The 14,281-nt window shown below is 50.7% G+C and carries 11 protein-coding genes and 2 pseudogenes; 11 read left to right on the forward strand and 2 right to left on the reverse strand.

Going from position 1 to position 14,281, the window contains the following annotated elements; all coding sequences use genetic code 11:
- Nucleotides 1-104: 104 nt before the first annotated feature.
- Complete coding sequence (locus LH51_RS10230; RefSeq protein ID WP_327124755.1) at nucleotides 105-1,136, forward strand: beta-ketoacyl-ACP synthase III; 1,032 nt, start codon at nucleotides 105-107, stop codon at nucleotides 1,134-1,136.
- A 40-nt stretch (nucleotides 1,137-1,176) separates the two neighbouring features.
- Here LH51_RS10230 and LH51_RS10235 read toward each other — a convergent pair whose 3' ends face one another.
- On the reverse strand, nucleotides 1,177-2,106 hold the full coding sequence (locus tag LH51_RS10235) for a 2-hydroxyacid dehydrogenase (protein WP_036522054.1): 930 nt from the start codon (nucleotides 2,104-2,106) through the stop codon (nucleotides 1,177-1,179).
- A 156-nt stretch (nucleotides 2,107-2,262) separates the two neighbouring features.
- Here LH51_RS10235 and LH51_RS10240 point away from each other — a divergent pair.
- The 3 genes and pseudogenes from LH51_RS10240 (at nucleotide 2,263) to LH51_RS10250 (ending at nucleotide 5,082) form a co-directional block, all read left to right on the forward strand.
- Nucleotides 2,263-2,882: pseudogene (locus LH51_RS10240) on the forward strand (LysE family translocator).
- Between the two features lie 398 nt (nucleotides 2,883-3,280).
- Entirely contained in the window at nucleotides 3,281-4,546 is a 1,266-nt protein-coding gene (locus LH51_RS10245; RefSeq protein ID WP_036522055.1) for a DEAD/DEAH box helicase, read from the forward strand.
- 11 nt (nucleotides 4,547-4,557) lie between these two features.
- A complete protein-coding gene (locus tag LH51_RS10250) occupies nucleotides 4,558-5,082 on the forward strand; it encodes a DNA-deoxyinosine glycosylase (protein ID WP_036522056.1) in 525 nt (174 codons plus the stop codon).
- Nucleotides 5,083-5,308: 226 nt separating this feature from the next.
- Here LH51_RS10250 and LH51_RS19170 read toward each other — a convergent pair whose 3' ends face one another.
- Complete coding sequence (locus LH51_RS19170) at nucleotides 5,309-7,291, reverse strand: methyl-accepting chemotaxis protein (protein ID WP_052063649.1); 1,983 nt, start codon at nucleotides 7,289-7,291, stop codon at nucleotides 5,309-5,311.
- Between the two features lie 81 nt (nucleotides 7,292-7,372).
- On the opposite strand from LH51_RS19170, the gene LH51_RS23570 reads away from it, so the two are divergent.
- From LH51_RS23570 to LH51_RS10280, 7 genes and pseudogenes are all read left to right on the forward strand, one after another.
- Entirely contained in the window at nucleotides 7,373-7,498 is a 126-nt protein-coding gene (locus tag LH51_RS23570; protein ID WP_268746558.1) for a hypothetical protein, read from the forward strand.
- 270 nt (nucleotides 7,499-7,768) lie between these two features.
- Nucleotides 7,769-9,802: a methyl-accepting chemotaxis protein gene (locus tag LH51_RS10260; protein WP_144244242.1), complete on the forward strand. Its 2,034-nt coding sequence runs from the start codon at nucleotides 7,769-7,771 to the stop codon at nucleotides 9,800-9,802.
- A 111-nt stretch (nucleotides 9,803-9,913) separates the two neighbouring features.
- The gene (locus LH51_RS10265) at nucleotides 9,914-10,402 is read left to right on the forward strand and encodes a low molecular weight protein-tyrosine-phosphatase (protein WP_200881963.1); all 489 of its coding nucleotides are present in this window, start codon (nucleotides 9,914-9,916) and stop codon (nucleotides 10,400-10,402) included.
- A 53-nt stretch (nucleotides 10,403-10,455) separates the two neighbouring features.
- Nucleotides 10,456-10,773: an antibiotic biosynthesis monooxygenase family protein gene (locus LH51_RS10270; protein WP_036522058.1), complete on the forward strand. Its 318-nt coding sequence runs from the start codon at nucleotides 10,456-10,458 to the stop codon at nucleotides 10,771-10,773.
- Nucleotides 10,774-10,791: 18 nt separating this feature from the next.
- The gene (locus LH51_RS24755) at nucleotides 10,792-10,986 is read left to right on the forward strand and encodes an Hsp20 family protein (RefSeq protein ID WP_081960772.1); all 195 of its coding nucleotides are present in this window, start codon (nucleotides 10,792-10,794) and stop codon (nucleotides 10,984-10,986) included.
- A 249-nt stretch (nucleotides 10,987-11,235) separates the two neighbouring features.
- A pseudogene (gene mqo, locus LH51_RS10275) lies at nucleotides 11,236-12,724 on the forward strand (malate dehydrogenase (quinone)).
- A gap of 176 nt (nucleotides 12,725-12,900) precedes the next feature.
- A partial coding sequence (locus LH51_RS10280) for a methyl-accepting chemotaxis protein (RefSeq protein ID WP_036522060.1) occupies nucleotides 12,901-14,281 on the forward strand: 1,381 nt, incomplete at its 3' end.

Raw genomic sequence — 14,281 nt, forward strand, 5'->3', positions numbered from 1 at the left:
AGACTGGAGTAGCCCCGTTTGAATACTGTAATTAGTGGCGTTGGCTGTATACCCCAACAGATGTTATTAATAATGACGAACTCGTTGAATCCTTTAACTGCTTTGTGGCCGACTACAATACCCGCCACAGTGCTGGTATAGCGATCGGTGAAGTGACCGAGCTGCAACCCTCTTCATCGGCTTTTATCGATAAAGCCTCCGGTATTCTTAGCCGGCATGTGATGGATAAACAGGGTATCCTTGACCCTGAGCGCCTCAAACCCTTTATTGCTCCACGTGACAATGACAGCTTAAGCCTGCAGGCTGAAATGGCGCTGCAGGCGGCCACTCAGGCCCTGGAAGAGGCTGGACTAAGCGGTGCCGATCTGGATTGTGTGATTGTGGCTTGTTCCAACCTGCAGCGTGCCTATCCGGCGGTGGCCATCGAAGTGCAGCAGGCGTTGGGTGCCGGTGGCTTTGCGTTTGATATGAATGTCGCCTGCTCATCCGCGACTTTTGCGCTACAGTTGGCCAGCAATACAATTCAGGCAGGTAGTGCTACGCGTGTGCTGGTGGTCAATCCGGAGATCTGCTCGGCACATCTGAACTACCGCGACAGAGACAGCCATTTTATTTTTGGTGATGCTTGTACGGCGATGATTGTTGAGTCCGCTGAGTTGGCCAGTTCAGCGAATCAGTTCAGCATTGTGGGTACCCGGCTGAAAACCTCCTTTTCCAATAATATCCGTAATAATTTTGGTTTTTTGAGCAAGTGTGAAGACCGTGATCTGGACTCAGCCGATACCTATTTTGTTCAGCAGGGACGCAAGGTATTTAAAGATGTGGTGCCAATGGTGGCTGAGCTGATTATTGATCACTTGGGCTCGCTTAATTTGCCCGCTTCAGAGCTGCGCCGCTTGTGGCTGCACCAGGCGAATATCAATATGAACAGCCTGATCGCGCGCAAAGTGCTGGGGCGTGATCCTGAAGCACATGAAGCACCAACTATTCTGCATGAATTCGGTAATACCAGCTCGGCAGCTTCAATCATTGCGTTTCAACGTTTTCGTGATGGTTTGAATGCCGGTGATCTGTGCCTGCTCTGTTCGTTCGGAGCGGGGTATTCGGTCGGTTCAGTGATTTTGCGGAAAGTGTAAAGGGCCTGACGCATCAGGCCCTGATGGGTTTGTAAGCGCATTAATACCCGCGTTGGCGATCAACCTGTCCGCTGATATTTTCACCCGCTTGCAAGGCCTGAAGTTTCTCGACTATCTGGCGGATAGTCTCTTCACGCAATGTGGGTGCTGAAATATGTGGTGTCAGGGTGATCTGTGGGTGCGACCAGAAAGGGTGTGTCTCCGGCAGGGGTTCCTGCTCAAACACATCCAGTACTGCTTGCAGGATCTGACCCTCATCCAAAGCTGCCAGCAGGTCATCTTCATTCAGATGTTGTCCTCGGCCGACGTTAATGAGCACACTTTGCGGTTGCAGCTGCGATAGCAGCGACTTATTTAGTATGCCCTGGGTTTCCGCTGTCAGCGGCAGGGTGTTGATCAGAATACGGGTTCTGCCAAGGAAGCTTGCCAGTGTTTCCTGACCACTGAAGCTTTCGACACCCGGCAGTGTTTTAGCCTGACGGGTCCAACTGGCAACCGGGTATTCCAGCAACGCCAGCACCTGAGCCGCTTTATTGCCGATCTGTCCCAGCCCTAGCAGACCAATTGGCCAGTCTTTGCGACGGCAGGGCGCTTGCATTTTCCAACGGGTTTCTTGCTGTTGTTGGCGGTAAACCGGCATGGCACGGGTGATTTCGGCTATCTGGTGAACCAGGTATTCAGCCATCTGCGCCGACATACCGGCATCTTCCAGTCGGTAGATGGGCAGTGCATCCGGCAGGGCCGGAAGCTTAAGCAAGGCATCTACACCAGCCCCCAGGTTGAAAATAGCTTTGAGTCCGGGTTCCTTTTCAAATAGCACGGCCGGGGGTTGCCAAACCAATGCAAAGTCCGCCTGCTGCGGTGGCATATCTTCCTGCCAGACGATGAGTTCAGCGTCGGGCAGGGCCGCCTGCAAGGGGGCGATCCAGCGTTCGGGGCGTGGATCGGGGGATACAAACAATATTTTCACGTGACCTCCTGAGTTCTGCTTTGAGTGTATAAGGGAAGCCTCGGCAATGCATCCCCGCTATCAGCCAATTTGTCATCATGACGAAATTTTAACCCAGTAGACACAAGGCTTGGTTTACACTGTTTTCTTTAGCTGAAGTACGGCGAGCACCCACTCATGAACCTGGCCATGTTGTCTGTTTTTATTCCAACGTTTTTCTTTGTCTCGGTAACCCCTGGTATGTGCATGACCCTGGCAATGACCCTGGGTATTACCTGGGTGTCAAGCGCACCCTGTGGATGATGTGGGGTGAGATGCTCGGTGTTGCGCTGGTCGCTTTGCTCGCCGTTCTGGGTGTGGCAGCTGTGCTGTTGACCTATCCGGGCTTCTTTCAGGTGTTTAAATGGGTCGGTGGTGCCTACCTGATCTATGTGGGTGTGCAGATGTGGCAGTCACGTGGCCGCATGGCTATTCCGGAATCAGCGGCGGTGCGTCAGACAGTGTCAGCCTGGCAGTTATTTATGCAGGGATTTGTAACGGCTGTAGCTAACCCAAAAGGTTGGGCTTTTCACGTGGCACTCTTGCCGCCCTTTATTGATCAGAGCCAACCGATGGTGCCGCAGCTCTCCCTGCTGTTAAGCATTATTGTGTTACTGGAACTGGTTTGTATGCTGATTTATGCGGGGGGTGGTAAGGCCTTACGTCTGTTTTTGCAGCATGCTCACAATGTGCGTCTGCTTAACCGGATTGCGGGTAGTTTGATGCTGGGAGTTGGGGTTTGGTTGGCTGCTTTTTGATTGCTGGTGCCAAACCAACTTCACGCTGGCACCTAGGTTGGTGGGGGCTGATGGGATCGGATTTGGCTGACCCTGTGCGCCATGGATGGGTTCACGGCGAGTCAGTCAAACTCCGATCCCATTAGCCCCAATCCCACGACAATCCCACGACATATTCGTATAAAAGATGCTTTGTCTGGCCTGATGCGATAAACTGCCGCCCATAGGCCGTCCAACGTGACGGCTTTTTTTTGTTGGCAGGGTGTTTGACCGGAATTTCGACGGCCCTTTCCTGCATCAGGCCAGATGGCCATACTGCTGTTAGCGCAACGATGAAACCTGTTCCGGTGTTTTTAATCCGCCAGCTCTTTTTCGAGGTTGGATGCGCGAAGTCAGCGATTTAACCAAGAGATGATTTAATGAGTTTTGCCACACTGGGGTTATCCGACTCCATTCTGAAAGCAGTAACCGAACAGGGTTACGACACACCTTCCCCGATCCAGAGCCAGGCCATTCCGGTGGTGTTAGCAGGCAAAGACCTGATGGCTGCCGCGCAAACGGGTACAGGAAAAACCGCAGGCTTTACTCTGCCGATTCTGGAACGCTTAAGCCAGGGGAAACCGGCAACGGCCAACCAGGTAAGAACCCTTATTTTAACCCCGACACGTGAATTGGCTGCCCAGGTTGCTGAAAGCGTGAGTACCTATGGCCGTTATCTGCCATTGCGTTCGGCTGTGGTGTTTGGTGGAGTGAAAATCAATCCGCAGATGATGAAACTGCGCAAGGGTGTGGATGTATTGATCGCCACGCCGGGCCGGTTGATGGATTTGTATAAGCAAAATGCCGTGCGCTTTGATCAGTTGGAAGTGCTGGTGCTGGATGAAGCCGACCGCATGCTGGACATGGGCTTTATCCATGATATCAAACGTATCATGTCGATTTTACCCGCCAAGCGTCAGACGCTGATGTTCTCGGCAACCTTTTCTACAGAGATACGTAAACTCGCCAAGGGTTTGCTTAATGATCCCCAGGAAGTGTCGGTGACACCGTCCAATGCAGCAGCGCCTAGCGTCGAGCAGTGGATCAGTCCGGTGGATAAGAACCAAAAAGCTGCTTTGTTATGTAACCTGATTCATCAGGGCAAATGGCAGCAGGTACTGGTGTTTACCCGTACCAAGCATGGTGCGAATAAACTGACCAAGCAGTTGGAATCTAATCATATTACCGCAATCGCCATTCATGGTAACAAGAGCCAGAATGCGCGTACCAAAGCCCTGGCCGATTTTAAAGCCGGTGAGGTGCGGGTACTGGTGGCAACAGATATTGCCGCGCGTGGTCTGGATATTGATCATCTGCCGCATGTGGTCAACTATGACCTCCCTAATGTGCCGGAAGATTATGTGCATCGTATCGGTCGTACCGGGCGTGCCGGTAAAGTCGGTGAGGCTGTGTCACTGGTGTGTGCCGATGAGCTGGATCATTTGCGCTCCATTGAACGCCTGACCAAGAAAGTGCTGGAACGTCGTTTGGTGGCCGGTTTTGAACCGGTTCATCCTTTGCCGGATAGCAGCCAGGCTGCTCCCAGACATAAGCCTCAGGGTGCCAAGCGTAAGCCAACAACCGGTCATCGTGATGGTGTGCGTTCAGGCGAACTGGCCCGAGGGCATCGACCCGCGCGTCGATAACGTCTATTCCAATGGATAAGTTACCCGTTATTCAAGGGTTTCCGCCCTTAGTGGCTGAAGGGGCACGGGTTCTCATTCTGGGCAGTATGCCAGGTGAGGCTTCGATTCGTGCCCAGGCTTATTATGCGCATCCCCGTAATACCTTCTGGCCGATCATGGCTAAATTCTTCGACTTTGATTTGGCCTTGCCTTATGCGCAGCGAGTGGCTGCACTACAGGCTCGTGGTGTGGCTGTCTGGGATGTGTTACAGGCCTGTCAGCGACAGGGGAGTCTGGATACAGCCATTAGCCTGACATCAGAAGTGCCCAATGATTTTGAGCGTTTTTTTATCCGCTATCCGCACATAGATCATGTGTTTTGTAATGGTGAAAAAGCCTGGAAAAGTTTCAGGCGGCATGTGCTCAAGCCTTTAGCTTTGGAATCCTTGCACTGTCAGCGCTTACCTTCTACCAGCCCGGCACATGCCAGCCTGTCTTTTCAGGAAAAACTGGCTGCATGGCAAGTCGTGGCGGATACTCTAAGCAAACAGTCATAGTTCAGCGGCTATTCGCATTATTTCCAGTCATTGCTTTTGGTCATGCGAAAGTGCACCCGATTCGGGGAACTAATCATCAGCGATATTACGATTACCTGGTACAGGTACCTCTTATTGTCGGAGAGCGCATTTGCTCAAAGTCTGCGCCCGTTGCCTTGACCACTTCGCGCTGTTCGGAGCTTTGCAGATGACGGGTTCTGCCGAAGGTGTAAGCTTAATAGTCATATCAGATGGTAAAACGCTTTAGAATGACCTGCTGCTCCTTGGCATAATCCAGCAGATCAGTGCTACTGGATGCTGCCTGTTCGGCGCCTTGGGCAGTTTGTGCTGCTGCACTGTTAATACCGTTCAACGTCATACTGACTTCATCCACTGCAGAGGTCTGCTGCTGTGCAGCTTCTGCTATCTGAGTGTTCAGGGAGCGGATATGGGAGATGGAGTTGTTCATCTCCTCCAGTGATGATTTGGACATGCTGGCATGACCGACACATTGCTGCGACTGATCGTAGCTCTCTTTCATCACCTGCTCAACGCGCTGGATCTGCTGCTGCATGTTTTCAACCATCTCCTGGATTCGTCCGGTAGAATTCTGGGTGCGATTAGCAAGATCTCGTACCTCATCGGCCACCACTGCAAATCCTCTGCCTTGTTCACCTGCGCGGGCCGCCTCTATCGCTGCGTTGAGGGCAAGAAGATTAGTCTGCTCAGCAATGGCGTGAATAGTCGACAGAATCGACTCCACATTATTTCCGGCCTTGGCCAGCTCTGTACTGACAGTAACGGCTTCAGTGATCTCTTTGGCCTGGCGCTCGATGCTCTGCAGCGTTTCCTCGACATTACGGGTAACATTCACACTGAGCTCTTCACACTGCCCTACTGCATCGAGTGTCGTATGACTGTGGTTGGCTACTTCGGTGATGCTGCTGGAGATCTCGGTGGCCGCAGAAGCGGTCATCTCCAGTTGTTGGCTCTGTTCCTGCATGGCACGGGTGGTCTGCATGCTGATAGCGGAGTTCTGAGTGGCCATTTCGGAAAGACGAACTGAGCCTTCTGCAATCTGACCCAGCACTTCTTTCAGGCTGCTGATCACCGCATTCAGAGACTCTGCCAGATCACCAAACTCATCCTTACGTGACTGATCAAAGGTTACACGCAGGTTACCATTGCGGACCTCCAGCAGGGCTTTGCGGAACCTGGACAGCGGCTGGCGAATAGCTGATATGGTAAAGAAGGCGACGATGATTGCAAAGAGTACGGTAGCCGCTGACAGAGAAAATATCACCAGCGTACTGACACTGGCGGCATCATTGGCCTGAATCCGCGCTGCTTCAGCCTCATTGTTAGCTGCCTGTATCAGTTGATTGGCCGTTACCTGTGAACGCTGAACCAGAGCAGAGACTTCGCTGAGCTGCTCCGCTATCTCCAAATTCAGGTTGTACATTTCGCTAAGCAGCCGCACCATACCCTCTTCTTCATCATAGAGTGTGGTGATGATCTCGTTGATTAGCAGTTCGGCTCCTGCCGCGGCCTGATCCACTTTCAGGAAGTCGTCATAGGCTTTTCGCAGTTCATTGCTGTTATTGGCAAAGTCGGCACGAAAACGCTCGATATCGGCTGAACGCATGTAGTTGAAGTATTGAAAGCGGGGAGTGTTCATGGCACGGTTGAGGTTACGCACGGCGATCACGTTGTCGTTATCCGATACACGGGAGGAATAGACTCGCGTCCAGTTTGCCAGAGCATCACCCCGTATCAGAAAGTTAAGCACTGCGCGCCTGGATTGCTCTTCCATTATGATCTGACTCTGTCGATTGGTCAGAATAGCTTGGGCAATCTGTCCGAGCTGATTACTGTATTCGTTTAGCTGTCGAGCCAGTTCGGCGAGTTCCGGTGCCTGCTTAAACTGGGTTTGGAGTTCTCCGAGTGACTGACGAAGTGTGCTCATCTGCTGTGTCAGATTACGGCGGTGCTGTTCGAGCAGTTCTTCTTCACTGGCTGATAATCCCTCATACAGTGTCTGGATGGCACTTTGCAGGCGTACCATCTGTCTGTAGCTGCCATCGAGAGCTGGGATGGATTCATCCATCACGTTTTCGAGGCTACCTGAAATACTGCGGTTGCCGTATTGGCCACCTAGGCTGACGACAATGATAAAAAGCACAAGGGTTGCAAAACTGAGGGTGATGCGCTGAGTGATATTCAGGCTCATGGAGTTCCCGTTTTTTTTTATTGAATTATGGGGTAAATATTAAGTCGAGTATAAGGGAAAGCTCATGGGGTCAACAACTGCATGCTACTGAAAAGTATCTTAATACGTAAACTCGCCAACGGATTACTTAATGATCCACAGGAAGAGTCAGTCACACCTTCTAACGCGGCGGCTTTCGGTGTTGAGCAGTGGATCTGCCCAGTGTAAAAATCAGAAGGCTGTCCTCCTTGTTCATTAAAACAATATCCCGAAGTGCGACTGACACTTAACGTCAGTCGATATCAATCACTGACCTTTTCCGTCATAGCTCACCAGACCTGGGTTCGCTAACATCCCTGCTATTCATCAGTGTAATGATCGCTGGAGCTGGATGTTGGTTTTCTATCCCTTCTTTCAAATAGATCGTGCACACCACAATAATAAAAAAAACGTTGTTTCACCTTGGGTTATGCCAGTGAGCCGCGTTTGGAGCTTGCCGTGAAAAGCTTTTTATACCCTGCTGTTTATTTAATGAACCAGCTCAGATACATCTATAAGTTCGGCTTGATCAGTCTGCTGTTTCTGCTGCCATTATCGGTCATGAGTTATATTCTGATTAGTCAGGCTTATCAGGGTATAGCTGTCACTGCCCTGGAAAGGGAGGGCGTTGTACTCTTGCAGCAGACTTCCCGACTGATTCAGTCTGCCGAACGTTACCGGGATCTGCGCGCGGTTGAACACTATCGTCAAGTGGCAGATCTTGGCACGCAGATCGAGCGCCAGCGTGCCGATGTGGTTGAGCATCTGCACGCCCTGCAGTCTTCTACATCCCCTTTAATTGCTCAGGAGCAGATACACACTAATCTTGATACGGTGGCTCGGCACTGGCAAAGATTGAGCAGTGAGGGCGCCAGTAATCAGGGTGCGATTGATGCCCAATTTAATGTGTATCATGACTTTGTCAGTGACCTGTTGCGCCTGCAGCGCTCCATAGCTCAGGTGAGTGGTTTGACCAAGGACCGCAGTGAAGTCGTGCTGAACCTGGTTGATCTGGTAGTGCGGGAGCTGTCACCGGGACTGGAGTTGATGGGAAGAAGTCGCAGCTTAGGGGTGTATGCTCTGAATGGCGATTTTATGGAGTCCAGCCTCAGTGATCGTCTTAATCTGATTTTTGATGGTCTGAACGATGCCCAGCATAATCTGCAACAAGTGATGACTCAGGCAGTAGAACCTGTTTATGCTCACGCACCTGAGCTTGAGCCGTTAGCGGTCAGTGCAGGTGATTCCTTGTTGGATGTACGCGACAGGATGGATGAAGAGGTGATTATGTCGATGTCGCTGGAGCTGCCCTGGATGCAGTATTTCAGCAGCACCAGTCATGATATCGATGCCCTGCACCAACTGAGCCAAGCGCTGCTTCCACAAGTTGATAACCTGCTTGAGCAGCGCCTGGTTGCTGACAATCGACAGCTATACCTGTTGCTTGCAGCCCTGATTTTTGTGCTGTTGTTGATAACCTACCTGTATTCAGGTTTTTACCTGTCAGTTCAGACTTCGATTAATCGTATCTGGCACGCCAGTCGCTGTATTGCTGAAGGTGATATGACTGTGCGGGTTAAATCCGAAACACGTGATGAAATGTCAGCACTTACGCTGGAGTTTAATCGTATGACCGAACGGGTGCATAATCTGATTACCGAAGTTCATACAACGGCACAGCAGGTATTTGAAAAAGCGGGACAGGTGGAAGATATCTCTATTGAAAGCCGTGCCGCGATTCAGGGGCAGCGTGATGAGACTGAGCAGGTAGCCGTAGCGATGAATCAGATGACCTTGTCTGTGGCGGAGGTCTCACGCTTCGGTACAGAGGCGCTGGCCGCTGCCGTTCAGGCCGATGAGCATACGCACCAGGGACATCAGCAGGTTAGTCAGGTGCTGACGGGTATTGAAGCGCTGGCTGAAGAGATAGAAAAGTCGGTTGCTGCGATCAATAGCCTGGAAGCGGATAGCCATCAGATCACCCAAGTACTTGAGGTGATCAAGGGGGTGGCTGAGCAAACCAACCTGTTGGCGCTTAATGCGGCGATTGAAGCGGCCCGAGCCGGTGATCATGGCAGAGGGTTTGCGGTAGTGGCCGATGAGGTGCGAGTCCTGGCTCAGCGTACTCACCAGTCGGCTGAAGATATCGATAAAATGGTCGCGGGACTGCATCAGGGTGTTAGTGAGTCCGTTCAGGTGATGCAGAGCAGTCAGCAACTGGCAAGAGGTACGGTGGAGGAGTCCGGCAAGGTTGGGGCGGCGTTGCAGAGTATTGCTTCGTCTGTGCATACGATAGTAGAGATGAATGAACAGATTTCCAGTGCCTCCGGTGAACAGGCAGGTGTTGCCAGCACGATTGACAACAACATCCTGACAATCAGTGGAGTGAGTGAGCAGACGGCGCAGGGCGCCGATCAGGTGGTGGCTGCAAGCAAGGAGATGGCTGCAATGACAGAGCAATTGAAGCGTGTGCTAGGTACTTTTAAGGTTTAATCTGGCCACCTTGCTAAAACATTTTTATAAGGTTTTGATTTATAATGACCTGTAAATATCTGTTTTCTGTCCTGTTTAGGTGCTTGGAAGCATAATAAGGTGTTGATGCAAATGGAAAAAATATCGGTTTTGTTTGTCTGTCTGGGGAATATTTGCCGTTCGCCCACTGCTCAGGGAGTTTTTGAGGCCAGGTTGGTTGCCGCTGGCCTGCATAAGCAAGTCAGAGTGGATTCAGCAGGTACCACAGCCTGGCATGTCGGCAAAGCACCCGACCGGCGTAGTCAGCAAGTGGCTGCACAGCGTGGCTATGATCTCAGTCAACTGCGGGCACGGCAGGCCACGCGGGAGGATTTTGATCAGTTTGATTATGTATTGGCGATGGATGCGGATAATCTGACAGACTTGCGGGTGCTGGAGCCGGCCCACTATAAGGGTGTGCTTAGACTATTTCTGGATTATGCTTTTCCAGGTGAGCAGCGTGGGGTGCCTGATCCTTATTACACTCAGGGTGATGCCGGTTTTCATGAAGTGGTTGATCTGATAGAGGTAGCGTCAGACGGATTGATTGATGTGTTAAAAAACCGCCTTCAACCGTTATAAACTGGCTCCCGCTAATGCTAGTTATCTATGTAAACTCTAAACACGGAGCTCTGATGCTGTATTTGTTTGAAGTACACATTAAATCTGGTTACACCGCCGAAGATTACGCTGATGCCTGGGTGCGAGCCAGTGAGTTGATTCAGCAGGCACCCGGAGCGCGTGGTACGCGCCTGCACCGCAAGCTGGATGATCCTTCGGTATTAATCGCCATTGCCGAGTGGGACAGTAAATCCGAGCGCGATGCCATGGAGCTCAAGCATAGCCCAGACATTGCAGCCATCATCCGTAGTGCAGCTCCTTTCTGCGAGATTCGCCCGATCGGTGAGTTTGGTGAGGCCGAGTGGGTGGTTTTACCACCCGGTGCCCAGTAGTAATTATTTTCGAATGCATTGAAAAAAATCGCTTTCAGTCCTCTTGAAAGCGACTTCTCCCGCCCTGGCTCGTTTCATAGGCGTTTCAGTTTACCTGATTCAGCAAATGGTGAAGCGATTTGCGCGAAATGTAAACACGGGGTGTTGGAGATCACGATTCCTAAACGTGAAGCGGTGCAACCGAAGCGTATTCAGGTGACATCCGAAGAGTAAACATCCCAGGCTTGGATGGTAATTGAAATCGCTTATTAAACGGGTGGTTATTGGTGAGCTGCCCGTTTTTTTTGTACCGATGGAGCGGCTAAAAAGAGTTTCCGCAATGCAGCGATGGCTGTTTTCCCGTATGATAACCAAAAGCACTATGAAGTAATATTGTCGACATATTCCACCATAGGTGAATGGTTTGTGTTGCTGGAGGCTTTATAATTCCAACTATCTTATTGGGAAAGGGTGAGGATCAAAATGACCGCAAGAACAGCAGATGTTTTGCTTGTCGGGGCAGGTGCCATGAGCGCCACTCTGGGTGTGATGCTTAAGCAGTTGGATCCGTCTATCAAAATTATAATGGTTGAGCGTCTGGATCATGTTGCTCAGGAAAGCACTGATGGCTGGAACAATGCGGGTACCGGCCACGCGGCGTATTGTGAACTCAACTATACACCCAAAAAGCCGGACGGCTCCCTGGACACTACCAAGCGTTTAATATTAATGCCGCGTTTGAGCAAAGTTTGCAGTTCTGGTCCTATCTGGTTGAGCAAAAGGCGCTACCTGATCCGAGCCAGTTTATTAATACTGCCCCTCATTGCAGCTTTGTATGGGGTGAAGACAATGTCGCCTTTCTGCGTCAGCGTCATCAATTGCTATCAGCTCATCCGATGTTCGCAGACATGGAATACAGTGAAGACCCGGCTGTTATTACTGGCTGGATGCCGTTGGTTATGCAAAATCGTAAAGCCGGTCAGCCGGTGGCAGCTACCCGTGTCCCCTATGGTACAGACGTTAATTTTGGTGACCTTAGCCGTTTAATGGTTGATTTTCTGGGGCATCAGCCAGACTTTGATCTGCTGGTTGCTCACAACGTTAATTCTCTGAGTAAACAACCCGATGGGCGCTGGTTGGTGCAGGTACAGAACAAAGCCGATGGGCATATCACACCCATTACGGCAAACTTTGTATTTTTAGGTGCCGGTGGGGGTGCTTTGCCACTGCTACAAAAAACAGGCATTGCAGAAGGCCATGGTTATGGTGGCTTCCCTGTAAGTGGCCAGTGGCTGGTGTGTACCAAGCCTGAAATTGTTGAACAGCATCATGCCAAAGTGTACGGAAAGGCTCCACTAGGGGCACCACCTATGTCGGTTCCGCATCTGGATACCCGGATCATGAACGGTAAAAAATCTCTTTTGTTCGGACCTTTTGCCGGCTTTACAACTAAGTTTTTAAAATATGGTTCTTATACCGACCTGATCAAGTCGATCAAATTCAGTAATATCGGCCCGATTATGTCGGTCGGCATGAAAAATATGGACCTGACGCGCTATCTGATCAGTGAGTCGTTGCAGTCGCACGAATCACGGGTGAAAGCGCTGAAAAACTTCTTTCCTGATGTCAGTGCGGATGACTGGGAGTTGTCGATTGCCGGGCAGCGGGTACAGATTATAAAGAAAGATCCTGCCGGTGGCGGAAAGCTTGAGTTTGGCACAGAAGTTATCGTGTCGGCTGACGGCAGCATGACTGCCTGCTGGGAGCATCACCGGGTGCTTCTACCGCCGTTCAAGCTATGCTGACTATTCTGGAACGCAGTTTCGGTGAAAAGCTGAAAACACCAGAGTGGCAGGCCAAGTTGAAAGAGATGATCCCTTCTTACGGTGAATCGTTGATCGATAACACTGAATTACTGAAAAGTGTGCGGCAGCGTACGTTGAGCGTATTGCAGCTTAATCCTCAATCCTGACACTGAGCATCCACCCAGGGGGTTACCATCAGGTAGCCCCCTGTTAATTTATTATATAAGATAAATTGAATATTTCGGATGGTTTGCATATTCTCTGTTTTGATCTAATTTTAAAATAACACTTTGTCTTGAAGGGATTTGTTTCAAATAACTCCCTTTGCAACGGAACGCACTTCATGAATAAATTCGCTGCGAGTGGCGGGAATGAACGTACCTTTCCCGAAGATCAGCAACTCATTTCTTCAACTGATATTGAAGGGACCATCTGTGACTGCAATGATAATTTTGTTGCCATTAGTGGGTTCTCACGTGAAGAGTTGATCGGTAAGCCACATAATATTGTACGCCATCCTGAAATGCCTGCAGAGGCTTTCAAGGGGCTTTGGGATTTTATTCGTCGTGGTAAGCCCTGGATGGGTGTGGTAAAAAACCGTTGTAAAAATGGTGATTATTACTGGGTAGATGCCTACATAACGCCCATACTCAATGAGGGTAAAATAACCGGATTTGAATCTGTTCGGCGTAAACCCCACCAGGATGATGTGGTGCGTGCCGAAAAGCTCTATGCACGCCTCAAGGCGGGTAAAGGTGTGCCGAAGTATCGGCGCATACGTAAACGGGAAATCAGTATTCTGCTGGGTTCTGTCGCAGCGGCTGCCGTGTTGGGTGCAGTGTTACAGGCTACAGGAATAGGTCAGCTTTGGCTGTCTGCTCTACTGGGTGCACTGCTGGGTTATGCGGGTATCTGGTTTAATACGCGCCGGGATATGAAAAACCTGTTGGCGTTAATGCCGCATGCATTCAGGGATGAAGCGGCAATGTTGAGCTATACAGACGATTCGGGTTTGTATGGCCAGCTAAAAATGTCCATTATCAGTGATGCAGCTCATCTTAATACGGTGATTACCCGTTTAGAGCATGGTGCTCAGGATGTGGCTGTACAGGCGTCAGAAGCGCATGTGCTGTCTACTCAGGCAACGCAAGGTGTCAGGGATCAGCACACCGAAACTGAGCAGGTTGCAACGGCTATGCATGAAATGGCTGCTACTATTGCCGAGGTTTCCGGTCACGTGCAGGAAACGGCCACGCAAGCCGATCATGTCGATCAGATGGCCAAGCAAGGTCAGCAAGTGGCTGAAGGTACCCAAGCCTCGGTGGTGCAATTGCAGCGAAAAGTACATGAGATTACAGGGGCCGTGACGGCCTTGTCGGAAGCCTCCCGGCAAATCGCCGGTACAACAGATCTGATTGAGAAAATTGCTGAACAGACCAATCTTTTGGCACTGAATGCGGCGATTGAGGCGGCGCGTGCTGGTGACCATGGTCGTGGATTTTCCGTGGTTGCGGATGAAGTGCGACAATTGGCACTGCGCACGCGTGAGTCTACAGGTCAGATTCAGGTGATTATTAATGGTCTACAGCAGAAGGCTGAAGCCGCTAAAGTCTTGGCAAGTGAAGGTGAACAAGATGCTGAAGCCGCCGCTACTGAAATGGATCGAACTAAGCAAACCCTGACAGAAATATCCGCGTCTGTATCTTCTATTGCCGGCATGACTG

This window comes from Nitrincola sp. A-D6 (assembly GCF_000764495.1).
Taxonomy (GTDB): Bacteria; Pseudomonadota; Gammaproteobacteria; order Pseudomonadales; family Balneatricaceae; genus Nitrincola.